Here is a 21,925-nt window from a genome sequence, read left to right on the forward strand (position 1 = left end):
ACCCTCCATTGTACAAAAGGTTTCTGTTGCGTGGTCGGTGGCGTTTCTTGATTGCCACGCTGGCTGGCGTACTTCCGACGGCGTAGTTGATCGTCATGTTCGGGGAGATACTCATAGCTACCGACTCCCACGGCCTCGCGGTCGCGTTGATTCTGATCAGTGGCATCACGCTCCTGCCGATCCTGGCAAAACTCGTCTGGGCTCGGAATACATGAACCATGACAGCTGACATCCTGTGAGACGCATACGTGAAACGGCGACTGTTACTGCTTATTCCTCTGTTGGTTTTCCTGGGACTGGGGTTCTTCCTCTATCGTGGTTTGGAAATGAATCCTTTCGCTCGCGATTCGGCTCTACTGGCCAAGCATTTCCCACCCTTTACCCTGACAACTCTGGAAGCCCCCTCACGCCGTGTTGACGAGTCCCTCCTCAAGGGTGAGGTCACGCTGGTCAATGTCTGGGCGGAGTGGTGTCCAACCTGTAAGGAAGAGATGCCCCAGTTGCTGACACTGGCCGAACGTGGTGTGCGCTTGATTGGCATCAACTACAAGGACACCCGTGCCAAGGGGCTGGAGTTTCTTGACCATTTTGGACGACCTTTCGAAGTCAATATTTTTGATCCGGATGGCGATCTTGGGTTCGAGCTAGGTGTCTATGGTGTGCCAGAGACTTTCCTCGTCGATACCGAGGGCATTATCCGCTATAAGCATACGGGCTATATCACTCCCGAGGATGTTGAGAAAGTTATTCAGGAGATAGAAAAATGGCAGCAATGAGTCATCGAGCGTGCTGAAAGTTACTTTTATTGATAACGCGGCCGGTAACGGTCAGATAAGGAAGGCTTATGCTGCAATATCCTCAGATTGATCCCGTGGCCATTTCTCTGGGGCCAGTACAGATTCACTGGTACGGCCTGATGTACGTAGTCGGGCTGGTCGCCGCCTGGTGGCTGGGGCGTCGTCGTGCCCACCGCCTGGACCTGAATCACGATGATATCGGCGATCTGATCTTTTACGGTGCCATGGGGATCATCCTCGGTGGTCGTCTGGGCTATGCGCTGTTCTACGGGCTCGAGCAACTGCTGGCCAACCCACTGTGGCTCTTCAGAATCTGGGACGGCGGCATGAGCTTTCATGGCGGCCTGGCCGGTGTGTTGCTCGCGGCATGGCTGTTTGCCCGCAAGCACCGCCTGGCCTTCTTTCAGTTGACCGATTTCATCGCCCCGCTAGTGCCGATCGGCCTGGGTGCCGGGCGCCTCGGCAACTTCATCAATCACGAGTTGCCGGGAAGGGTCAGCGATATCCCTTGGGCGATGGTCTTCCCTCCCATGATGGGGCTGGGGCCGGAGCCGCGCCACCCTTCAGCGCTCTACGAGTTCGCCCTGGAAGGGGTAGTACTGTTTGCCGTGCTGTGGTGGTTGTCGCGCCGACCGCGCCAGCGAGGGCTCATCTCGGGGTTGTTCCTGGTGCTTTATGGCACCTTCCGCTTCGGCGTGGAGTTCGTGCGCCTGCCCGACCCCCAACTGGGGTTCATCGCCTTCGGCTGGCTGACCATGGGGCAACTGTTGACCTTACCGATGCTCATTGCGGGGCTGGCCCTGGTCATCTGGTCGAGGCGTCAGCCAGTGGATAGGGCGAAGGCGGCGGCGACCTCATGAACACGGCCTTCGCTTTTCTACTGGTGCTGCTGTTCGTCGCTACACCCGTAGCGGCCCGTGGAGAGTTTCCCGTGGGCGGTGGCAAAGGCTCCACCTTCAGTAACTCGGCTCAACGGGAATTCCTGCCGGCCGATGAAGCCTTCCGGGCTAGCGCCTGGCGAGACGATGAACGGCTCTATGTCGGCTTCCTCAATGCCGAGGACTATTACCTCCATCGCCACCAATTCGCCCTGGACAGCCGCGACGCGGACGTCAGCTTCGGTGAGCTGGCAATTCCCCCCGGCGAACCCATGGTGCACGCGTCTCTGGGGGAGATCGAGGTGTTCTATGACCAGGTGGTATTTAGTGCGCCCATCGAGGCGAGCGATGCCGCTACCGGGCCGCTGGCCATCACGGTGACCTTTCAGGGCTGCTCCGATCGGGGACTTTGCTATCCACCCGAGCAGGTCGAGCTCGACGCGCTTCACGGGTCGCCTCCGGCAGCCTTCGATTCTCCTCCTCGTGGTACTGGGGATAGCGAAAATAGAGCGCCTTGAATGGATCCCACCGGCCTGAGCCTACCGCCATTGGCGGCGGCTTTCGTCTTCGGCCTGCTCGGAGGGGCGCACTGCATCGGCATGTGTGGCGGGATCATGAGTGCCCTGACCTTTGCCGTGCCCCCCAGCATGCGGCAGCCGAGCCGCCTGGCGGGCCTCCTGCTCGGCTACAACCTGGGCCGCATCACCAGCTACATGCTCGCCGGTGCCCTGGTGGCGCTGCTCGGTTCCGTGCTCAACCATGCCCTGGACGGCATCGCCATGGTGCTGCGTATCCTGGCGGCGGTCATGCTGATTCTGATGGCGCTGTATATCGCCAACTGGTGGAAGGGGTTGCTACGTGTCGAAGCCCTGGGTCGCTCGCTGTGGCGGCGTATCGAACCGCTTGGTCGAGGCTTGATGCCCGTCGTGAAGGTGCCCCAGGCCTTCGCGCTGGGCTCGATCTGGGGCTGGATGCCCTGCGGGCTGATCTATTCAATGCTGGCCTGGAGTCTGGCCGTGGCCGAGCCGCTACGCGCCGCGACGATGATGGGGGCCTTCGGGCTCGGCACCCTGCCCGTCGTCCTGGCGACCGGTATGGCAGCCCGCCGCGTCTCGCTATGGATTCGCCATCCAGCGACCCGCACGCTGGCGGCGTTGCTGATCATAGCGTTTGCCGTCTGGCAACTCTGGCATCTGCACTCCATGACCGGCATGGACGATATGGCCAGCATGGCGCCGTCGCATCACTGATGGCCAATGCGCGGACCATCCGTGACGATGGCCGGTTGCTCCGATCCCAGCGATTCGATCAGTTGCTTCAGGCTAGGGGCCTCGGGACCATCATCGTGGCCGATGCTATCCAGCCATCGCGCTATCGCCTGAAGTTCTTGAATCCTCATGCAAATGTGGCGCCCTTGTTCAGCCAGCGGCGTGTGCCTATCAACAACCGGAGGGCTGTCTTGGTCCGCCCAGGTCAATATCTGCTTGATTTCTGGGAGGCCGACTCCCAACGAGCGAAGGCAATCAATGAGGCGCAGGCGACCCAGTGCCTCCTCGTCATAGAGTTGATAGCCGTTGCGCGGGTCCCGTTGCGGTCGTAACAACCCCTCACGTGTGTAGTGACGTACCGTTTCCGCAGTGACCCCACCAGCCCGAGCCAGTTCAGTGACTCGCATTGCCTTTTCCTTACCTACTCAGTTTCAGTCAGCCTACAACCGTGAGGCCGCCCAAAGGTCAAGGCCTGGTTATAGCGCTCAATGGGTGGCCGCCCGCATGACGCGGAAACGCCAAAAAATAAGGGCTTGACCTTGAAGTAGGCTTCAAGGATACCTTTCCAAGAAGCAGCGCTGCTGCAGGGTGGAAATCAAAGCCAAGCCGTGCCATCAGCCTTGCTGGTGGAAAGGTGAGTCCCAAGAAGATCGAGGAGAGTGTCATGCGGAAACGTCACACTGCAGTCCTGACTGTCGCTATCATCGCCACCAGTGCCTTCGGGACCGGCTCGCTCCTTGCACAGGAAGATCCGCAGCAGGAGCCAATGGAGGGCAAGGGCATGCATGGGGACATGATGCAAGAAGGTGGCATGATGGGGATGATGAGTGACATGAATACCATGATGGAAAAATGCAATGCCATGATGGATAAAATGCAACAGGGTCATGAAACCGACAGTAACGCCTGACGTGAGATCGCCAGGGGCTGCTCCGCAGAGGAGCAGCCATTTACATTTTAGTGGAGCGAGGGGAGAACAGCATTTGCGTAAATGCATCTATGCTCCATTAGCCATTCTCTGGCTGGTGGCAAGTGCTTCGTCCTTTGCTCATTCCCTTGAAGATGCCGAGGCAGAGTTGCAAGAGCGGGAACGCTACGCCCAGTTTGTCGACCAGCCGGCCCCGACTTTTTCCCTGGCCGGTGTTGAGGGCAACATCGTGGCATCTTCCGACCTGGAAGGTCGCGTCGTGGTGCTCAATTTTATCTACACCCGCTGCCAGGAAGCCTGCCCGGTGCACATGAACCTGATTGCCGAGGTGCAAGAGCGAGTCAACGATACCGGCCTACGAGATGATGTTGAATTTATCACCATCGCTACCGACAGCGAGGACTTTGCCGGCACGCACAACAACATGCGGGCCTACGGTGAAAATTTCGATCTGGACCCCGCCAACTGGCGGTTTCTTTATCGAAGCGAAAATGAGTTTGTCGACACCACACGCCAGGTCGCGGAAGCCTACGGTCTGAAATTCGACGATGTGGCCGAGGGCGTCCAGGCGCATGGCGTTGTGACTCATGTCATCGACCAATCAGGACGGATACGGGCCCGCTTTCATGGGCTCAAATTCGATCCGGAGCACCTAGTTTCCTATGTAAAGGTGTTGGCAGAAGGACCAGAGACATTATCCACCGGTGTGTGGGATCGCATTCGCCATACTGTCGTCAACACCTTCGATTAATGCCGCGAGAGTATAGCCGGCCTCGCTGCCGAACGTTCTCGTGAACTCTATGGAGCCTTAGCGTATGAAACACTGGAAAGCGCTGACCATCGCTTCTCTATTGACCTTCCCCCTGACAGGGTTGGCAGCCGAGACGTCGGCAACCCTCTACAAGAACCCCAACTGTGGCTGTTGCGCCGAATATGCCAAGTATCTCGAACGAAACGGGTTCGAAGTGGAGACAATCGATACTCACGATCTCGCGAAGATGAAAGCCGAACACGATGTTTCCGAGAAACTGCAGGGTTGCCATACCACGCTCATCGACAACTATGTCTTCGAGGGCCACGTACCCGTGGAAAGCGTCACCCAGGTACTCGAAGAGAAACCTTTCATCAAAGGCCTGAGCGTACCCGGAATGCCACTTGGCTCACCGGGGATGTCGGGCGAGAAACAGGGCCCACTGGAGGTTTACACCCTGGCCTTTCAGCCGACCGATACCCCTGAAGTTTACGCCACCCACTGAAGGTGAGCCTTGGTGATGAGACAACTGATCGGGACCAGTTGGGTAGCGGTGGCATTGTGGGGAATGATCACTTCTTTGGCCGTCGCCGAACCACCCAAACGTGTGGGGCCGAATGGGTTTCTTCTCTGGGAAAGCCCACGCGAGGTGTCGGAAATCAGCTTCGAGGCTGGCGACGGTACTCCGCTGACGCTGACCACCTTCGGAGGAAAGCTGATCCTGCTCAACATCTGGGCGACATGGTGTGGCCCTTGCCGCGAGGAAATGCCCACCCTGGATGCCCTCCAGGCTGAATTGGGTGGGACAGATTTCGAGGTCGTCGCACTCTCGATCGATCGCAAAGGCATCGAGGTCGTCAACGAATTCTATCAGGAGGTGGGGATCGAGCATCTCGCTCCCTACGTCGATCCAACCGGCATGGCCAGCGCGAACCTCAGTGCCGTGGGTATTCCCACGACGCTTCTGCTCGACCGCCAGGGCAGGGAGATCGGACGCCTGGTCGGGGAGGCCGAGTGGGATACCCCTGAAATGATCGACTTTCTTGCCGAAACCATAGAAACCACCCAGGAGGACGCGCCATGAGTTGCTGTGACGACAAGCCCCAAAAGGGCCAAGAGAAAGCCGGACTGAAAGGCCTGGTAACAGGCCCACGCCGCTGGATGCTGCTGGGCGCTGTGGCGGTGGCTGGTGGTCTTGCCATGGGCTGGGATCAGTTGGTCCTGCTTGGGCTCGCGCCTCTCTTGGTGAGCCTCTTGCCTTGCCTTGTCATGTGCGGATTAGGACTGTGCATGATGAAATGCAAGGACAAGACAAACAAGTCGACCGACCAGGACGAAGTCACTGATACACAAGCCGGGGTGGAAGCCTCTACCGCGGTACCCACGGAGACGACATCCGCCAATCGCCAAGCGGCGAATCACCAGGTGCCGTCCGAGCGGCCCATATCCAAGCTCCAAGCCTAGCCGCGGGATAGGGGAGGATGCTGGAGCTTGCCAATATCGGCCTGGCGACGGCCTTTCTGGCGGGCCTGATCTCGTTCGCTTCGCCCTGTGTCTTACCGCTCGTGCCTGGCTATCTCTCCTTCGTCGCCGGGCGCTCGCTGGGGCAGATACGGGAAGCGGATCGACGGGAGCGACTCCGGGTGTTAACCCAGTCGATCTGGTTCGTGCTCGGGTTCACCACGATATTCCTGATGCTGGGCGCCAGTGCCACGGCCATCGGGCGTCTGCTGCTGATCTATCGCCAGGAGGCGAACCTGGTCGGCAGTCTCATCGTCATCCTGTTCGGTGCCTTCATGACCGGGCTCATTCCGCTGCACTGGTTACAGCGGGAATGGCGGTTGATCGGCCGCCTCAAGGAAGCGGGCGGGGGGCCTGGTGCGGCCTACCTCCTAGGTGTGGCGTTCGCCTTCGGCTGGACCCCCTGCATCGGCCCGATCCTGGGCGCCATTCTGACCGTCAGCGCCTCGACGGCCAATGCCTCGAGCGGAATGGCGTTGCTCGGCATCTATTCGCTGGGCCTGGGGGTGCCCTTTCTGTTGACGGCGGTGTCGCTCGATCGCTTCCTGCACCACCAGCCATTCCTGCGCCGCTGGGGCCGAGTCATGCATCTGGCGGCCGGGCTGATCATGATCCTGATGGGCATCTTGATGATCACCGGCAAACTGACCGAGCTGTCCTATTGGTTATTGCGCACCTTTCCGGCGCTAGGCAGCATCGGCTAGCCATTATTCGAGGAAATATTGCAATGAACAAAATCACGGGTCGCTTCTGGCGTGCCCTGTCACTGACGAGCTGGGTCATGGCCAGTCTGAGCTTCGTCAGTATGGCCGGGGCCGCCGAGGAGGCATTGCCGTCGCTGAGTTATGACCAAACAGGCGAACGGCTGCTCAAAGTACAGGCCAACCAGCTTTTCGAAAGCACGGATGGCGGGGCGGCCTGGACGATGATTCCCTTGCCCGACGAAGTAGCGGAGGGACGGTTGGTAACGGTATCGGAACCGGCAACAGCCGAACAGGCCCTCTATATCGCCGGCCCCTCGATCGGGGTGCAGCGCAGCACCGATCATGGAGAAACCTGGCAGGAACTCAACGATGGCTTGCCTAACCAGGACGTTACCGCCTTGGACGTGCACCGCCATCAGCCCGAGACACTCTATGTGGTGATTGCCGACGACGGCCTCTACCAGAGTGAGGATGCCGGCACGACCTGGAAGAAGATGGATAGCGGTCCTGCCCAACCCGTTCGCCGGCTCATCCACTCCGATATGGAGGGGAGCATGCAGACTGGCTGGCTCTATGCGGTGTCCGACGATGCGGTTCGCCTGTCGATGGATTGCTTCTGCGGCTGGCGACCGACCGGGGAGCTCGATGCCGGCAGAGTCTATGATCTGGCCTACAAGCTCGACGATCCCGAACACGTCTATGTGGCCACGGAGCAAGGCCTGTGGCGCAGCGACAATGGCGGCCAGGAGTGGCAGCAAGTAAAGGGTGATGGCCCGACGTTCGTCACGCTTACGCTTGCGCCGCAGGGAACGCTCTATGCCCTGGATCGCGAGGGGGAGCTCATGCGCAGCGAAGATCAGGGCCAAACCTGGACACCCCCCGATGCGTAAGCTCTGGATCCTCGTCACAACGTGGCTGCTGATGAGTGCCGCCGGGCAGGCCATGGCGGGGGGTGGCCCCTCTTCGCGCGATACCTCTCGGCTGGAAGAGGGAGAAAGGATCTACCAGCAGTACTGTGCCAGCTGCCACGGCAGCGAGGGCGAGGGCCAGCCGAACTGGGAGCACCAGAATGCCCAGGGCGAATTGCCCGCTCCCCCTCACGGGCCGGAGGGGCATACCTGGAAACACTCCGATGCGATGCTCTACCGGATCATCGCCGAGGGATGGCGCGACCCCTGGAACAAGACCGAGCGACTGACGATGCCGGCCTTCGAGAATGTCCTGACCCCCGCCGAGATCCGCTCCGTGGTGAACTATCTCAAGACGTTATGGACGCCGGAGCAACGACGTCATCAGGCGGAAGAAAGCGAGGGAGCCCCATTTCCGTCGCAGAGTGAGTAGCTGTGGGGCTAGGGAAGCGCTGCGTAAACACCTCCGCAGCTGACGGAGAGTCAACCGCAGGGTAAAACCTGGCTTTCTTGCCACTGTCTGACCAAAGCCAACCGATGAAGCAGATTTCTGTCGCTCAGGCTCAGCAACAGAACAAGAAGAAGGTTCCCCGCAGCGAACGGTGTCTGGGAAGCCTTGAACAGGACATCATGCACGCCCCCAAGGTCAGTAGCGGCATTTTCACCACTACGCTGCTGACATTACTCTCAATACCAGCCCAGAGGTGGTGGACATTTCATCGCACGCACGAAGCCCCCTGCGAGAGCGTCACCTTGAGCTGATTGTGGTAGGTTTGCATTTGCTCTCAGCTAGGACTGTCTCTCTCCTACCAGATGGGGAGTAAGATGGGTAGGAACAAATAAAAAACTATGCATAAAATAAAACTAACCAACTGTTTTATAAATAAAAAATACATCAAATTACATCTTCAAATTCAGAATATTGAGTGATGGGCAGAGGCGCCTGAGAAAGGCGCTTCCATATCCCGGTGAAGGACATTCAGCGTCGATTCCCGCGTAGTCTGCTGACACTTTATGCTCCAAACGTAACTCGTGCGCGCTGCTTTATGAACGCCGGAGGAACGCCGGAGCCAGTGTTTGAACAGACCGGCGTACAGCGCCACATACTTAATGACCTTCACTACAACGCCCTCGTCAAGGAGGCACGACCATGACTCAGCCGACACCAGATACCCAAACTATGCTCGAAAGCCTCCGCGACGCAGTCGCCGAAACCTTGGAGCGCAAGCGGCGACTGGGCCAGTACGCGGTGATCTGGCAGGATGGCAAACCCGTGCTGATGGGCGATGATGCGCCGCCTTACCAGGTGGATGACCAGGGTCAGGAGCCGAACTGATGGAAAGGGAGGCGCGCCAAGCAAGACCCGGCAGCTCAGAGCCAAGAGTCGGCCTCAATGAGCCACGGTAATGTCTGCCTGATCAGGCACGCTATCACGATAACTCGCCGCCTTTGACACGGTCGTGGACCGAGACCATCTCAGCAAAGGCACCTACCTTCCAGCCGACTACGATGCACCGAAACGCTCGCTGGCCACGATCCAGTGGCGCGTCTGCTCGCTGATGGTCAGGCCAAATCCCGGCCCCTTGGGCAGGTGCATGCTGCCGTCACGGATCTCGATGCGCTCGTCGAACAGCGGTTCGAACCATTCGAAGTGCTCGACCCAGGTATCACCGCGATACGCCGCCGCCAGCGGCAGGTGGATTTCCATCACGAAGTGCGGCGCCAACTTGAGATTGGCCTGGGCAGCAGCACTTGCCACGTTCAAGAACGGCGAGACTCCGCCAAAACGGGGCGCATCGGGCTGCAGGTAGGTCACCGACTCACGCTCGATCAGTCGCCTCAGCGACTCCTCGCTGGTCAGCATTTCGCCGGTGGCGATGGGGGTGTCGAGCCGGGCATTGAGCCAGGCATGCCCCTCATAGTCATGGGCGTCCAGAGGCTCCTCGATCCAGACCAACCCCAACTCATCGACGGCACGTCCGAAGCGCAGAGCGGTGGTTCTATCCCACTGCTGGTTGGCATCGATCATAATCGGCACGCCGTCGCCCAAATGCTTGCGCAGCGCGACGACCCGCCGAATATCCTCGGCCACGTCGGGTTGGCCGACCTTCATCTTCACCCCGCCGATCCCGTTGGCCAGGGCGCGGTCGGCGTTGGCACAGACCTCCTCTATCTGGGTACCAAAGTATCCCCCCGAGGTGTTGTAGGTGGGCACGGCCTCGCGCTGAGCACCGAGCAGCTTGGCCAAGGGCAGTCCCGCACGCTTGGCCTTCAAGTCCCATAGCGCCGTATCGAAGGCCCCGATGGCCTGCACCGCCACCCCACAGCGACCTACCGACGCTCCCTGCCACGCCAGCTTATGCCACAACCGGGCGATATCGTTTGGGTCCTCGCCGATCAGAAAAGGGGCCAGCTCCTGGGCATGGGAAAACTGAGCCTTGCCGCCGGCTCGCAGCACATAGCCAAAGCCCATGCCGGTGTGCCCGTCCCGCGTGGTGATCTCGGCGAAGGTCAAGGACACTTCCGTCAACGGCTTCTGCACCCCGGTCATCACCTTGGCGTCACTGATGGGACGCTTCAACGGCAACAGCACATGGGACAGCGTGATCTGGGCAATGACATCATGAGGCATGGCGGGTTCTCTCCTTCGAGCGCGGGCAGGCAGGCAACAAAGACGACAATACGTCATACATACTATCTTAAGTAAAGATAGACGGTCGTGAATGCACCTGCATCGCTCGACGCCAGAGCCCTTAGTAAGAGGCCCCTTAGTTAGAAGCCCTCTCGTTAGAAGCCCCTTAGTCGGAAGTCCCGAGCCAGCTGCTCTGTATGAAAAAACACTCGATCAAAAAGAGCTAGCACCTGCGGTTCTTCCGCCCTTGCCGACCCAATGTCACCGGCCCGTTACCACCTCTGCCAGCGCGCTCAGGCAAGCATCGACCTCCTCAGGCGTGTTGTAGTGGGCCAGCGAGACTCGGGTAACTGAGGGCAGGCCCAAGGGACGAAGGATATTGCCCGAATAGGCGTCGTCCTTGCGGGCGTGGACGCGGATACCGCGCTCGCCAAGCTCGGCGACGATGTCCAGGGCGTCACGCCCTTCCACGCAGAACGACACCGCGCCCTCGCGCCAGGGGCTATCGACCTCGCCGATCAAGGTCACGCCGGGCAGCTCCTTGAGTCCGGCAACGCCGTCACCACCATGGATCAGCCGCTGCATCAGCGCCGCCTCCTGGTCATGCATGGCCTGGCCGGCCGCCAGCAATCGCTCTCGACGACCCTTCACCGTGGTGAAGTTCCCGCCCAGCCACTCGAGATACGCCACCATCTCGCTGGCACCCGCCCAGGCAGCAGGGTCGCGGCTACCCAGTTCCCAGGCGTCGTCCGGCTTGCCCGCTAGACGATCATGGTCCACGACACTCAGGCGCGGAGAGAGCCAGGCGTAGCCATCGTTGAAGGGACAAAACACCTTGTACAGCGACACCGCGTAGGCGTCGACGCCATAGGCCGATACCGACAGGGCTCCGTGGGGTGCATGCTGGATTCCATCGACGATGATGTAGCAGTCCGGCGCGATAGACCGGATCGCTGCGGCAATGGCAGCGACGTCCTGGGTCATACCGGTGACCGGACTGGTGTGAAGAATCGTCGCGACGCGGGTATCAGGCTGAACAACGCGGGCATACTCCTCGGCCGTCACTCTGCCTGTATGAGGGTCAAAGGGCACCGTCAGGCGCTGTCTGTCGGTGCGCTTGGCCCACAGAGCGGTGGCGTCAAAGGTCGCGGGGTGTTCCAGTTCGCAGGCGACCATACTGCCACCTGGTGGCGCGGCAGTGGCGGCAGCGCGAATCACCCGAAACAGACACTCGGTGCCGGTCTCACCGCCGAACACGACGCCATCCTCGACGCCCAGCAGGCAGCCCATGGCCTGGCGTCCGTCGTCGATCATGGCCGAGATAGCTCGAGACGCCTCATTGTCGCGATGGTCGTTATCCGGCAAGGCGGCCACTTCCGCCATGCGCGCGACCACCGCCTTGAGGGTCAACGAGCCACCGGCATTCTCGAAAAAGACCCGGGGGCCGGTGTAGGGGCAGTGATCCACGTGATGAAAGCGAGCGCGAACCTGCTCCAGCAGGGCGTCGTCGAAGCCACTGACGGCGGTTGTGTGGATGGTGCGGAAATCCTGAGTATGGGTCATGGGCTGGTCCTGAATGCAGGGCGCAATCTTCGAGGGTCAACAATCTTCGAGGGTCGACAATCCTTGAGGGCCAACACCCGCTGAAGCGAGACAGGCGAGAGGCCCGCTCCACCAAGGCTTCCCAAGATCCCACTGGCCCTGGTGGATAGCAATGCCCATTGCCGCCTGGCAGCCAGCAATGCAGCCCCAGTAGGGCGCGACTCATCTCCTGTGGCATGCTTGTCACTCCCTCGTCTCGCTGCGCCTCACCCCGGAGCCCGCCATGAACATCGTGATTCCCGATGACTACCAGGATGTCGTTCGCCAGCTGTCGGCCTTTGATCGTCTGTCCGGCCACCAGGTCACGCTGTTCAACGACACGTTGACGTCGCTGGATGCCCAGGTTGAACGCTTTCACCACGCGGAGGCACTGGTGTTGATCCGCGAGCGAACCCGGATCACCCGCGCACTGCTCGAGCGGCTGCCGAAGCTCCGGGTCATCAGCCAGACCGGAGGTGGCGTGGCCCATATCGATCTCGAGGCCTGTCGCGAGCATGGTGTAACGGTGCTGGCAGGCCGCGGCTCGCCCACCGCCGCGGCGGAACTGACCTGGGCGCTGGTGCTGGCCGCCATGCGGCATATTCCCGAGGAAGTCGCCAACCTCAAGGCGGGTCGCTGGCAGCGTACGCTGGGCACCGCCCTGGAAGGCAGAACCCTCGGTATCCTGGGCTACGGCAAGATCGGTGCCCGTGTCGCTCGCTACGGCCAAGCCTTCGACATGAAAGTGCTGGCATGGGGGCGAGAGGGCTCCCGTGAGCGTGCCCGCCAGGCCGGCATCGAGGTCGTCGCCAGCCAACGCGAGCTGTTCGAGCGCAGCGACGTGCTTAGCCTGCACCTGCGCCTGAACGAGGCGACTCGCGGTATCGTCGGTAACGCTGACCTGGCGGCGATGAAATCCTGTGCGCTGCTGGTCAATACCAGTCGCGCTGAGCTGATCGCCTCTGGCGCCCTGGAGGCGGCGCTGCGCACCGGACGCCCCGGCATGGCGGCGGTGGATGTGTTCGAGCAGGAACCGGTGGTCGAAGACCCTCTTCTGCACCTGCCAAATGTGCTGGCAACGCCCCACCTTGGCTACGTGGAAAAAGATGGCTATGAGCTGTACTTTGGCGATGCCTTCAGCAACCTTATCGCCTTTATTGAGGGGCAGAAAATCGACGATCTCGCCGCCCAATAGCCAATCGTTATTTGCCTCGCTATTGAGGACTCTAGGCTGTCACACAGCAGGTGATGACAGGGAGACATTCTTTGGTAGAAGCGGTATGACGTGGCGGCCATGGTCATGGTAGTCTCTGGAAAGAAATAGACCAGCGTCATATGCTGGTTTGTCTTTTTCTTATTCCACTTTTCACCTTGCCTGGACAGGCTTTCCCGCATCTGGGAGCCAGCACCAAGGAGAAAGGGATGGCGAGACGCAGCCATGTCGACAGACGCAACTTCATCCCCACATGAAAAGCCCGAAGCGCTGGCTGAAGAGCTTGTCTATGACCGCATCGTTGATGCGCTGATCGACAAGCGCCTTCGTCCCGGCGAGCGCCTCAATGAGGCGAAGCTTGCCACGGCGTTCAACACGCCAAGAAGCCGCGTTCGGCGTGCGCTGAACCGGCTGACGGCGGAGCGGCTGGTACGCTTCGAGATGCATCGAGGCGCCTTTGTCTCACTGCCGTCCGTCAAGGAAGCCTACGATATCTTCGAGACGAGGCTGCACATCGAAGCGGCGGTGGCACGCATCGCCTGCGAGCGCATCGATGCCAGCGGCATTGCCACCCTGCGTCAGCATCTGGCCCTGGAGCATCAGGTGTTCGAGGAACGCAAGCCGAGCGTCAACCGCATCTCCGGCGACTTTCACCTGCTGTTGGCGGAGCTGACCGGCAATGAAGAGCTGATCGCCATCGTGCGCCCCATCATCCGTCGCTTCTGTATTATCCAGTCACTCTACGAACGCCCCAGTGGGGTGCTATGCCTGACCCATGAGCACCAGTCCCTGGTCGATATGATCGAGGCCGGCGACGCCGAGGGCGCCGCCCAGTCGATGATGGAACACTGCCGGCATATCTTTTACAGCCTGGAACTGTCCGAGCAGCGACGCGCCGAGGCCAACATCTACGATATCGCCACCGACACCCGCCATCACTGACCAGGCCTGATGGGCCTTGTCAGCGATGGTGGGCGTTTTCGTCGGCCATAGGCCCCTGTCACCAGGCCTCGCTTCTGTCTATTGCGATCGTCTACTACAGCACCGCGTCCAGGGCCTGGATCAACCGGTCCACCTCGTCTTCGGTGTTGTAGTGCACCATCGAGACCCGCACGACACCTTGGATCTCTATCAGTCCGAGGTCCTCGGCCAGCTGACGCGCATAGAAGTCTCCGTAGCGAATACCGACCTTCGCGTCATCGATGCGCCTGACGATATCGTCAGACTGGCTTCCTTCCACAATAAAACTGATCGTCGCGACACGTTTATCGATGTCAGCATCCGCTCTTCCGATGATACGGACGCGCTCTTTCTGATTGAGATAGTCGATCAGTTTCTTGCCGATTTTCGCCTCATGTGTTGCGATCCTGTCGAAGGCATCTTCCAGCCTATTGCGCAAGGATACGCCGTCGTCTTTAGGGGAAAGCGATGTCAGATATTCGAGGATTCCTGTAGCGCTGTAGGTCAGCTCATAGTTGGGATTTCCCGGCTCCACTTTTCCCGGTATCTGGTCCTTGGTAAAGAAATGGTGATAGATGCTGTCCAGCTCCAGCAGGCACTCTTTCTTGACGTAAAGCACGGCGTGATGCGGCCCAAATACCTTGTAGAGACTGAAGCCGTAGTAGTCGACATCCCAGTCCTGGACATCGATGGCACGGTGGGGCGCGAAGGCCACGCCATCGACGCAGATGCGAGCACCGGCGTCGTGAGCCATGGCGGCGATCTTTTTGATCGGATTGATGGTGCCGAGCAGGTTGGAGACATGGGTCACGCAGACCAGCTTGGTTCGCTCGTTGAGCAGTTCGGCCAGGCTGTCGAGCTCCAGTTCCAGGGTCTCGGGATGGCAGTTCCAGAAGCGCAGCTTGACGCCTCGCGCTTGCAGACGTCGCCAGGGACCGATGTGACTTTCATGGTCGGTATTGGTCACGATGATTTCATCGCCCGGGGCGAACTGGCTCGCCATGGCGTCCGCCAGCAGCCGGAACTGAATGGTGGAGCTCGGCCCGAACACCAGCTCTTCCACATGCTGCGCATTGACCAGCGTCGCCACCGCCCGGCGACCGGCGTCGACCTTGGCCTTGGAGTGCTGGCTGGGGGCGTAGCTGGCCCCTAGCTGAACATTGTCGCCCAGCAGATAGTCGCTGATGCGATCCACCACGACACGCGGCACCTGAGCACCACCGGCGTTATCCATGAACACCCAGTCACTGGCAAGGGAGGGAAACTGGGCTCTGATGCTTTCCAGATCAAGCGGGGGGGCGGAATGTGATTCGAAAGCCATGGGGAATCCTTGAAGCTGGGTCGAGAGAAACTGGGTTAAGAGAAGCTGGGTCGAGAGAAGCTGGGTTAAGAGAAACAGGGTCGAGGCCACGCCTCAGTGCGCCAGCACCGATTGGAAAAAGGCGCGGGTTCGATCTTCCTGCGGCGCAGAGAAGATCTGTTCGGGAGCGCCTTCCTCGACGATCTGTCCGGCCTCCATAAAGATCACCCGGTCCGCCACATGGCGGGCGAAGCCCATCTCGTGGGTCACCAGCAGCATGGTCACACCGGTTCCGGCCAGGGTCTTGATGACGTCTAGCACCTCGCCGACCATCTCGGGGTCCAGCGCCGACGTCGGCTCATCGAACAGCAGCACCCGCGGCTCATTGGCCAGTGCCCTGGCGATACCGACCCGCTGCTGCTGGCCGCCAGACAGGGCGCTCGGGTACTTGTACATCTGCTCGGCGATGCCAACCTTCTCCAGCAATTCCTTGGCTCTGGCCTGGGCAGCCCCTGGGCTCATGCCACGTACCCGGATCGGCCCCAGGGTGACGTTCTCCAGCACCGTCATGTTGGGAAACAGGTTGAAGCTCTGGAACACCATGCCCACGCCCTTGCGCACCTCGATCAGCTCGGGGCCGGGCTGGACCCGGGTGCCATCGACGTAGATGTCGCCGGCGCTGTAGGCCTCCAGATGATTGATGCAGCGAATCAGGGTCGACTTGCCTGATCCGGAAGGGCCGAGAATCGCCACCACCTCGCCTTCCGCCACCTCCAGGTCGATATTCTTCAACGCATGGAAATCACCGTAGTGCTTGTTCACGCCCTTGAGCGAGATGAGGGTTCTGCGGGCGGCGGCGGCTTGGCGGTCAAACGCAGCGGAAGGGGCCTGCGACACCGGCTGGGTCGGTTCAATCATGACAATCTCCTTCAAGCTCGGCCTTGGGCGAAGCGTTTTTCGAGCAAGCCGACCAGCCTCACCAGCGGCAACAGCACCACCAGATACAGCAGCGCTGCGCCAATCAGCGGGGTGGGATTGGCCGCCAGGGCCTGAGCCTGGGTCGCCTGCTTGAGCAGGTCGGGCATCGCCACCACCGAGGCCAGGGCGGTGTCCTTCATCACGTTGATGCAGTTGCTGGTCAGCGGCGGAATGATCAGGCGGATCGCCTGGGGCAGGACCACGTCGCACATCACCCGATACTGACTCAGGCCGATCGACTGGGCGGCCTCGAACTGGCCCCGAGGCACCGCCTCGATGCCGGCGCGATAGATCTCCGCGGCGTAGGCGCTGGAGATCATGGTCAGGGCGGTACAGGCTGCAGCAAACGGTGACAGGGTGATGCCGACGAACGGCAGTGCGTAGTAGACGATGACCAGCCACACCAGCACCGGCAGCGAGCGAAACACATCGATGTAGGCAATGGTCAGAAAGCGCAGTGGCTTGGGGCCGTAGAGGCGCAACAGCGCCAGCCCCAGCCCGCCGATCAGCCCCAGCAGGATGCTCAAGAAGCCCAGCGCGATTGTCATGCCGAGCCCTTGGACGAGCATCGGGAAGGTGCGTACCAGCACCTCCCAGTTAAAGAATGTCTGGACCAGGTCCATTCAACCAGCCTCCACGGCCGAGGGTGGGTGGGCCGTGGCGCGCGGGCGCCACGGCCCCGACATCACTTGGCGCTTGGCATATCACGCACGTCGACGGTGCTGGTGCCGGCATCCGGCGCGGCGCCGAACCAGGTTTCGTGCAGTTCGGCGATAAAGCCTTCCTGCTTGAGCTCGGTGATCACCTCACTGGCCTTGGCGGCAAGCTCGGCATCCTTGGCAAACATCATCGAGTACTGCTCACCGCTGGGAATGCGGCTGACCACTTCCAAGTTGGGCTTGTCGCGCACGTAGTACTGCACCGCCGGAATGTCGGAAATGTAGGCGTCGAGGCGGCCGCTGGACAGGTCAAGCATGGCCGGCTGCAGGCCCTCGTAGCGGCGGATCTCCTTGATGCCGTATTGCTCCTGATTCTCGCTGGTCCAGATGTCGCCGGTGGAACCGGTGTCTACGCCAACCACCTTGCCGTCCAGGTCCTCGAGCCCAGTGATGCCCTTGCTGGTGTGAGTCGCCAGAGACTGGTCACTGTCGTAGTAGGGCTGGGCAAAGGACACCGACTCGAGACGCTCATCGGTGATGGTGATGGAGGACACCGCCACGTCGATACGCCCGGACTGTACCGCCGAGAACAGGCCGTTGAAGGGAATGTTGCTGATCTCGACCTCGTCGTAGCCCAGGCGGCTGCCGACCTCGTTGACCAGGTCGATCTCGAAGCCGACGTAGTCACCGCTATCGTCCTGGAATTCCCAGGGCAGGTTGCCGATGTTGGCGCCGACCTTGAGGGTCTCGGCCATGGCGCTGCCAGCGGCAAGGCTCAGGCCCAGGGCGGCGGCCAGGGTCACTACGCGTGGCGTCTTGGAAAAAAGGGTCATGGGACGTTCCTCTGCTTGTTGTCATTGTTGCGGGAGTGGCTATTTTTTGTGCGCCCCCAAGCGGCGGAAGCGCGGTTGTCTCTGTGCCGGCCCTGGGACCGGGTGCCGAGACCAGGCACTGTCGTAGCGATGCTGCTGTTCAGGCCAGCGATTGGATCAAGCGTCACGCGCCTGATTCACGCTCCAGCCAGGCTCTGGCGATCTCTTCCCGGGTCGCGAACCAGACCCCCTCGTGAGCCTGGGCGTAGGCGATAAAATCCTTGAGCGCGCGGATCTTTCCGGGCCGCCCGACCATCCGCGGATGCAGCCCCACGGACATCATTCGCGGCCCCCTCGCTGACTCTTCGAACAGCACGTCGAAGCCTTCCTTGAGGTTGTCGAGAAATTCGCGACCGGAGGTCAGTCCTGGCGAGAGCCAGAAGCGAAAGTCGTTCATGTCCGTGGTATAGGGCACCACCAACTGACGCCTGCCCTCCACCTCGGTGAAGTAGGGCACGTCGTCGTTGTAGGCGTCGGCGTCATACAGGAAACCACCTTCTTCCAACAGCAGGCGCCGAGTATGCACGCTGGGTCCGTAGCGACAGTACCAGCCAACAGGACGCTTGCCGGTGGTGGCGGTGATGGAGTCGATGGCCAGTCGAATATGCTCACGCTCTTCGTCTTCGCTCAAGCGAAAGACCTCTTCCCAGCGATAGCCGTGGCTGCAGAATTCATGGCCATCGGCACTCGCCACCCGCGCGACGCGGGGGTTTTGCTCAAGGGCCACGGCACAGGCAAAGAAGGTCGAGCGTACCCCGGCCTCGCGCAGGATATCGAGAATTCGCCAGATGCCGACCCGGGAGCCGTACTCGTACATCGATTCCATGGCCAGGTTACGGGTGCCGGCGGGGGTCACGTAGCTGCCCCACTCGGTCATCGATTCCTGGTCATCATCGCCCATGGCGAAGGAGCGCTCGGAGCCCTCCTCGTAGTTGACGACGACGTTGATCGCCAGACGGGCGCCGTTGGGCCAACGCCCGCCGGGGGGAGTATCGGCATAGCCGATGAGGTCGCGCTGCGGCAACATCCTGTCTCTCCTGAGGCCTCGCCATGCTGCACCGAGGCCGTGATTGTTAGTGTTGTTATGTGACCAATATAGGCCGGATCAGGATTGCACGCAATTTTGCGTGCGATAGGATCAATAAAGCATATTGCTGAAAAATGAACAATGCATTTTCCCGGTCACTGAACGATATCTCTACTGTGCTTCGCCATTCAGCGCGCCCCTTTCTTTTCAAAACGCGGGTTTTTTTGTAGCGCAAACCTGTCACCAGGCGCTAATCTCCGGTGCCCGACTCCAACAAGAAGGAAAGGCGACATGTTGACCTGTGGCGAAGCATTGGTTCAGCTACTTGAGGCTTATGGTGTTGATACCGTCTTCGGCATTCCCGGTGTCCACACGGTAGAACTTTACCGAGGACTGCCTGCCACCCGAATCACTCATGTGACACCACGTCACGAGCAGGGTGCTGGCTTTATGGCCGATGGCTATGCACGTGTAACAGGAAAACCAGGCACCTGTTTCATCATTTCTGGTCCAGGAATGACGAATATACTGACCGCCATGGGCCAGGCTTACGCGGATTCCGTGCCCATGCTGGTGATTTCAAGCGTCAACCGACGCGAGCAGCTTGGCCTTGGCGAGGGCCGTCTGCACGAGCTGCCTTCCCAGCGCAACATGGTCGCTGGGGTCAGTGCTTTCAGCCATACCCTGCAGCAGCCCGACGAGCTGCCACGGGTACTGGCCAGAGCCTTTGCGGTGTTCCGCGGGGCTCGCCCAAGACCCGTGCATATCGAAATTCCGATTGATGTCATCACCGCCCCCGCCGATCACCTGATGCTGGAGGCTGCCGCACTGCCAGCCCCTCCCGCACCGGATGCGGCGCTGGTGGACGCCGCCGCCGAGCTGCTGGCAGCGACCCAGCAGCCGGTCGTCCTGCTTGGGGGCGGTGCTGCCGACCATGCAGAGGCTGCCCGTGCGCTGGTCGAGGCGCTGGATGCCCCCACCACCTGCACCGTCAATGCCAAGGGTCTACTGCCGAAGGGTCATCCACTGGCGCTGGGCTCCACCCAGTCCCTGGACCCTGTGCGCAAGCTGGTACGAGAGGCGGACGTGGTACTGGCCATCGGCACAGAGCTTGGCGAGACCGACTATGACGCCGTCTTCGACGGCAACTTCAGGATCGACGGTCGTTTGATTCGCGTCGACATCGATGCCGAGCAGCTGCAACGTAACCACCTTGCGCACCTTGCCATCGTCAGCGACGCCGGGCGCTTTATGCAGGCGCTGCTCGAGCGTCTTTCTATCCCATCGGCCACCCCATCAGCCACCCCAGCGGCCGCCGCGACGCCGACGCCAGGACAGCAGCGGGTGGCGGACATCCAGCGTCAGCTCGCCCCCGAGTGGCCGCCTGCCTGGCGCACCCAGCAACGCGTGCTCGAGCTGGTCCAGCGCACGCTGCCAGGCGCTATCGTCGTGGGAGATTCAACCCAGCCGGTCTACTCGGGCAACTTCCTCTACGAGGCCGAGTCGCCGCGCAGCTGGTTCAATTCATCAACCGGCTACGGCACCTTGGGCTACGGCCTTCCCGCCGCCATAGGCGCCAAGCTGGCTGCTCCCCATCGCCACGTCGTATCGCTGATCGGTGATGGGGGCATCCAGTTCACCCTGCCGGAACTGGCCTCGGCGGTGGAAACCAAGACGCCCATCGTCATCCTGCTGTGGAACAACCAGGGCTACGGCGAGATCAAGCGCTATATGCAGGAGCGGGAAATTCCCACAATAGGGGTGGATATCTATACGCCTGACCTGGTGGCCATCGCGCGGGGCTACGGCTGCGAGGCCCATACCGCGACCGGCCTCGACCACCTTGAGCGTCTGCTGCAACAGGCCAAAGAGGCCGACGGCCCGTGGTTGATCGAGGTGCGTGAAGAGGGCGACTTTGCCTGATCATCCGCTCTTGCAGGCTAACCATCAGCCTGTTGGATGGAAGACAGCAGCCAGTGGCTAAAGGCCTCGATACGATGATCGGGATGTCGTCCGCGTGGCGTCACCACGTAGTAGTTGCCGATCATCAGGGGTGTCGTGGACGCCGCCACCAGCCGCCCATCGGCCAGCTCCTGGTCCACAAAGTAGTCAGGTAGCACGGTGGCTCCCACCCCGTGCAACGCGGCATCCAGCACAAAGCGAAAGTGCTCGAAGCGCTGCCCCGGCAGCGCTTCGATCTGCTCCCCACTGAGCCCAGCCGCCTCCAGCCAGAGAAAGGTCGACGATAGCCGTGCCGAGCTGACGCAGGTGTGGTGAATCAGCGGGTAGCGGAGCAACTCTTCGGTGTGATCGATCACGCCATAGCGGTCGCGCAGCGTGGGCGTACATACCGCCACCAGCGAGCACGGCATCAGCAGTCGGCACTCCAGATCGGGCCACTGCCCATCCCCATAGAGAATCGCCACGTCGAAGCCATCTCGGCGTTCATAGAGCCGCCTCAAGTCATTCATGATTTCGATCTGAATGTCCGGATGGCGCTGCTGAAACGCCGGCAACCGTGGCAACAGCCAGCGCATGGCGAAGGAGGGCTCTGCTCCCACGTGGCACTGCCCCGACCAGCGCGCCAGCAGCTTTGCTGTAGCGGCTTCGATCTGATCCATGGAAGGTGAAATTTCACGCAAGTAATCGGCACCTTCACCGGTCAGCTCTAGCCGTTGACGCACCCGCCGAAACAGCTCGCAACCGAGCATCTCCTCGAGATTTCGGATCTGACGACTGACCGCGCTTTGGGTCAGACTCATCTCTTCCGCCGCCCGGGTCATGCTGAGATGACGTGCGGTTGCCTCGAAGCAGGCGAGAGACACCATGGTGGGCAGTTGACGGGCCACGAAAGTTCATTCCATTTGCGCATGACATGTGAAGAATAAATCGTTATTCGGTTCTCGCCAAGCTTCCTAGACTGATACTCGACAACAACGAATAAACTG

Annotated in this window: 24 protein-coding genes; 15 read left to right on the plus strand and 9 right to left on the minus strand. The window is 60.7% G+C overall.

All coding sequences use genetic code 11. The annotated features are described in order from the left end of the window. Nucleotides 1-248 precede the first annotated feature (248 nt). The 4 genes from KUV86_RS06655 (at nt 249) to KUV86_RS06670 (ending at nt 2,925) form a co-directional block, all read left to right on the plus strand. On the plus strand, nt 249-776 hold the full coding sequence (locus KUV86_RS06655; protein WP_035414173.1) for a DsbE family thiol:disulfide interchange protein: 528 nt from the start codon (nt 249-251) through the stop codon (nt 774-776). Between the two features lie 68 nt (nt 777-844). Continuing rightward, on the plus strand, nt 845-1,657 hold the full coding sequence (lgt, locus tag KUV86_RS06660; RefSeq protein ID WP_035414172.1) for a prolipoprotein diacylglyceryl transferase: 813 nt from the start codon (nt 845-847) through the stop codon (nt 1,655-1,657). Beyond that, complete coding sequence (locus tag KUV86_RS06665; RefSeq protein WP_035470142.1) at nt 1,654-2,193, plus strand: protein-disulfide reductase DsbD domain-containing protein; 540 nt, start codon at nt 1,654-1,656, stop codon at nt 2,191-2,193. The genes lgt and KUV86_RS06665 overlap by 4 nt, the downstream gene beginning before the upstream one ends. Then, entirely contained in the window at nt 2,194-2,925 is a 732-nt protein-coding gene (locus KUV86_RS06670; protein ID WP_035470139.1) for a sulfite exporter TauE/SafE family protein, read from the plus strand. It abuts the gene before it with no gap. Here KUV86_RS06670 and KUV86_RS06675 read toward each other — a convergent pair. Then, complete coding sequence (locus tag KUV86_RS06675; RefSeq protein WP_081919054.1) at nt 2,919-3,350, minus strand: MerR family transcriptional regulator; 432 nt, start codon at nt 3,348-3,350, stop codon at nt 2,919-2,921. The two genes, KUV86_RS06670 and KUV86_RS06675, sit on opposite strands and share 7 nt — an antisense overlap. 257 nt (nt 3,351-3,607) lie before the next feature. On the opposite strand from KUV86_RS06675, the gene KUV86_RS06680 reads away from it, so the two are divergent. The 8 genes from KUV86_RS06680 to KUV86_RS06715 all read left to right on the plus strand — a co-directional run bounded on the left by KUV86_RS06680 (nt 3,608) and on the right by KUV86_RS06715 (nt 9,091). Further along, on the plus strand, nt 3,608-3,853 hold the full coding sequence (locus KUV86_RS06680; protein ID WP_035414167.1) for a hypothetical protein: 246 nt from the start codon (nt 3,608-3,610) through the stop codon (nt 3,851-3,853). A 73-nt stretch (nt 3,854-3,926) separates the two neighbouring features. Then, entirely contained in the window at nt 3,927-4,622 is a 696-nt protein-coding gene (locus tag KUV86_RS06685; protein ID WP_231498566.1) for an SCO family protein, read from the plus strand. A gap of 64 nt (nt 4,623-4,686) precedes the next feature. After that, complete coding sequence (locus KUV86_RS06690) at nt 4,687-5,127, plus strand: DUF411 domain-containing protein (RefSeq protein WP_035414165.1); 441 nt, start codon at nt 4,687-4,689, stop codon at nt 5,125-5,127. Between the two features lie 15 nt (nt 5,128-5,142). After that, complete coding sequence (locus tag KUV86_RS06695) at nt 5,143-5,706, plus strand: TlpA family protein disulfide reductase (RefSeq protein ID WP_071211088.1); 564 nt, start codon at nt 5,143-5,145, stop codon at nt 5,704-5,706. A 397-nt stretch (nt 5,707-6,103) separates the two neighbouring features. Beyond that, nucleotides 6,104-6,847 carry a cytochrome c biogenesis CcdA family protein gene (locus KUV86_RS06700; protein ID WP_181248616.1) on the plus strand — a complete coding sequence of 248 codons (744 nt, stop codon included), beginning with the start codon at nt 6,104-6,106 and terminating at the stop codon, nt 6,845-6,847. A gap of 77 nt (nt 6,848-6,924) precedes the next feature. Then, the gene (locus tag KUV86_RS06705; RefSeq protein ID WP_242520795.1) at nt 6,925-7,737 is read left to right on the plus strand and encodes a WD40/YVTN/BNR-like repeat-containing protein; all 813 of its coding nucleotides are present in this window, start codon (nt 6,925-6,927) and stop codon (nt 7,735-7,737) included. After that, nucleotides 7,730-8,188 (plus strand): c-type cytochrome, encoded by a 459-nt coding sequence (locus tag KUV86_RS06710; protein WP_035414159.1) that lies wholly within the window; start codon nt 7,730-7,732, stop codon nt 8,186-8,188. Before KUV86_RS06705 ends, KUV86_RS06710 begins: the two co-directional genes overlap by 8 nt. A gap of 717 nt (nt 8,189-8,905) precedes the next feature. Continuing rightward, the gene (locus tag KUV86_RS06715; RefSeq protein WP_206941963.1) at nt 8,906-9,091 is read left to right on the plus strand and encodes a hypothetical protein; all 186 of its coding nucleotides are present in this window, start codon (nt 8,906-8,908) and stop codon (nt 9,089-9,091) included. Between the two features lie 168 nt (nt 9,092-9,259). Here KUV86_RS06715 and KUV86_RS06720 read toward each other — a convergent pair whose 3' ends face one another. Together KUV86_RS06720 and KUV86_RS06725 are read right to left on the minus strand one after the other, a co-directional pair. Further along, entirely contained in the window at nt 9,260-10,387 is a 1,128-nt protein-coding gene (locus KUV86_RS06720) for an L-talarate/galactarate dehydratase (protein ID WP_261397561.1), read from the minus strand. A 261-nt stretch (nt 10,388-10,648) separates the two neighbouring features. After that, nucleotides 10,649-11,950, minus strand: coding sequence for an aminotransferase class V-fold PLP-dependent enzyme (locus tag KUV86_RS06725; protein WP_222484161.1), 1,302 nt, complete (start codon nt 11,948-11,950; stop codon nt 10,649-10,651). A 262-nt stretch (nt 11,951-12,212) separates the two neighbouring features. On the opposite strand from KUV86_RS06725, the gene KUV86_RS06730 reads away from it, so the two are divergent. Further along, nucleotides 12,213-13,163, plus strand: a complete 951-nt coding sequence (locus KUV86_RS06730; RefSeq protein ID WP_222484163.1) for a D-2-hydroxyacid dehydrogenase family protein — start codon at nt 12,213-12,215, stop codon at nt 13,161-13,163. Between the two features lie 243 nt (nt 13,164-13,406). Further along, a complete protein-coding gene (locus tag KUV86_RS06735; protein WP_222484165.1) occupies nt 13,407-14,123 on the plus strand; it encodes a GntR family transcriptional regulator in 717 nt (238 codons plus the stop codon). Between the two features lie 94 nt (nt 14,124-14,217). Here the strand turns inward: KUV86_RS06735 and KUV86_RS06740 are convergent, their stop codons facing one another. The 5 genes from KUV86_RS06740 to KUV86_RS06760 form a co-directional block, all read right to left on the minus strand. After that, entirely contained in the window at nt 14,218-15,462 is a 1,245-nt protein-coding gene (locus tag KUV86_RS06740; protein ID WP_222484167.1) for a cysteine desulfurase-like protein, read from the minus strand. Nucleotides 15,463-15,555: 93 nt separating this feature from the next. Continuing rightward, a complete protein-coding gene (locus tag KUV86_RS06745) occupies nt 15,556-16,359 on the minus strand; it encodes an amino acid ABC transporter ATP-binding protein (RefSeq protein WP_222162312.1) in 804 nt (267 codons plus the stop codon). An 11-nt stretch (nt 16,360-16,370) separates the two neighbouring features. Beyond that, complete coding sequence (locus KUV86_RS06750) at nt 16,371-17,042, minus strand: amino acid ABC transporter permease (RefSeq protein ID WP_222162311.1); 672 nt, start codon at nt 17,040-17,042, stop codon at nt 16,371-16,373. Between the two features lie 62 nt (nt 17,043-17,104). Further along, nucleotides 17,105-17,911, minus strand: a complete 807-nt coding sequence (locus KUV86_RS06755) for a transporter substrate-binding domain-containing protein (protein WP_206941983.1) — start codon at nt 17,909-17,911, stop codon at nt 17,105-17,107. Nucleotides 17,912-18,074: 163 nt separating this feature from the next. Beyond that, complete coding sequence (locus KUV86_RS06760; protein ID WP_222484169.1) at nt 18,075-18,977, minus strand: allantoinase PuuE; 903 nt, start codon at nt 18,975-18,977, stop codon at nt 18,075-18,077. Nucleotides 18,978-19,268: 291 nt separating this feature from the next. Between KUV86_RS06760 and KUV86_RS06765 the strand changes: the two genes are divergently transcribed. Next, nucleotides 19,269-20,900, plus strand: a complete 1,632-nt coding sequence (locus KUV86_RS06765; RefSeq protein ID WP_222484172.1) for a 5-guanidino-2-oxopentanoate decarboxylase — start codon at nt 19,269-19,271, stop codon at nt 20,898-20,900. A gap of 17 nt (nt 20,901-20,917) precedes the next feature. Here the strand turns inward: KUV86_RS06765 and KUV86_RS06770 are convergent, their stop codons facing one another. Next, nucleotides 20,918-21,826, minus strand: a complete 909-nt coding sequence (locus KUV86_RS06770; protein ID WP_206941989.1) for a LysR substrate-binding domain-containing protein — start codon at nt 21,824-21,826, stop codon at nt 20,918-20,920. Nucleotides 21,827-21,925 lie beyond the last annotated feature (99 nt).

The sequence above is a fragment of the Halomonas sp. DP8Y7-3 genome (genome assembly GCF_019801675.1).
GTDB classification, from domain to species: domain Bacteria; phylum Pseudomonadota; class Gammaproteobacteria; order Pseudomonadales; family Halomonadaceae; genus Halomonas; species Halomonas litopenaei_A.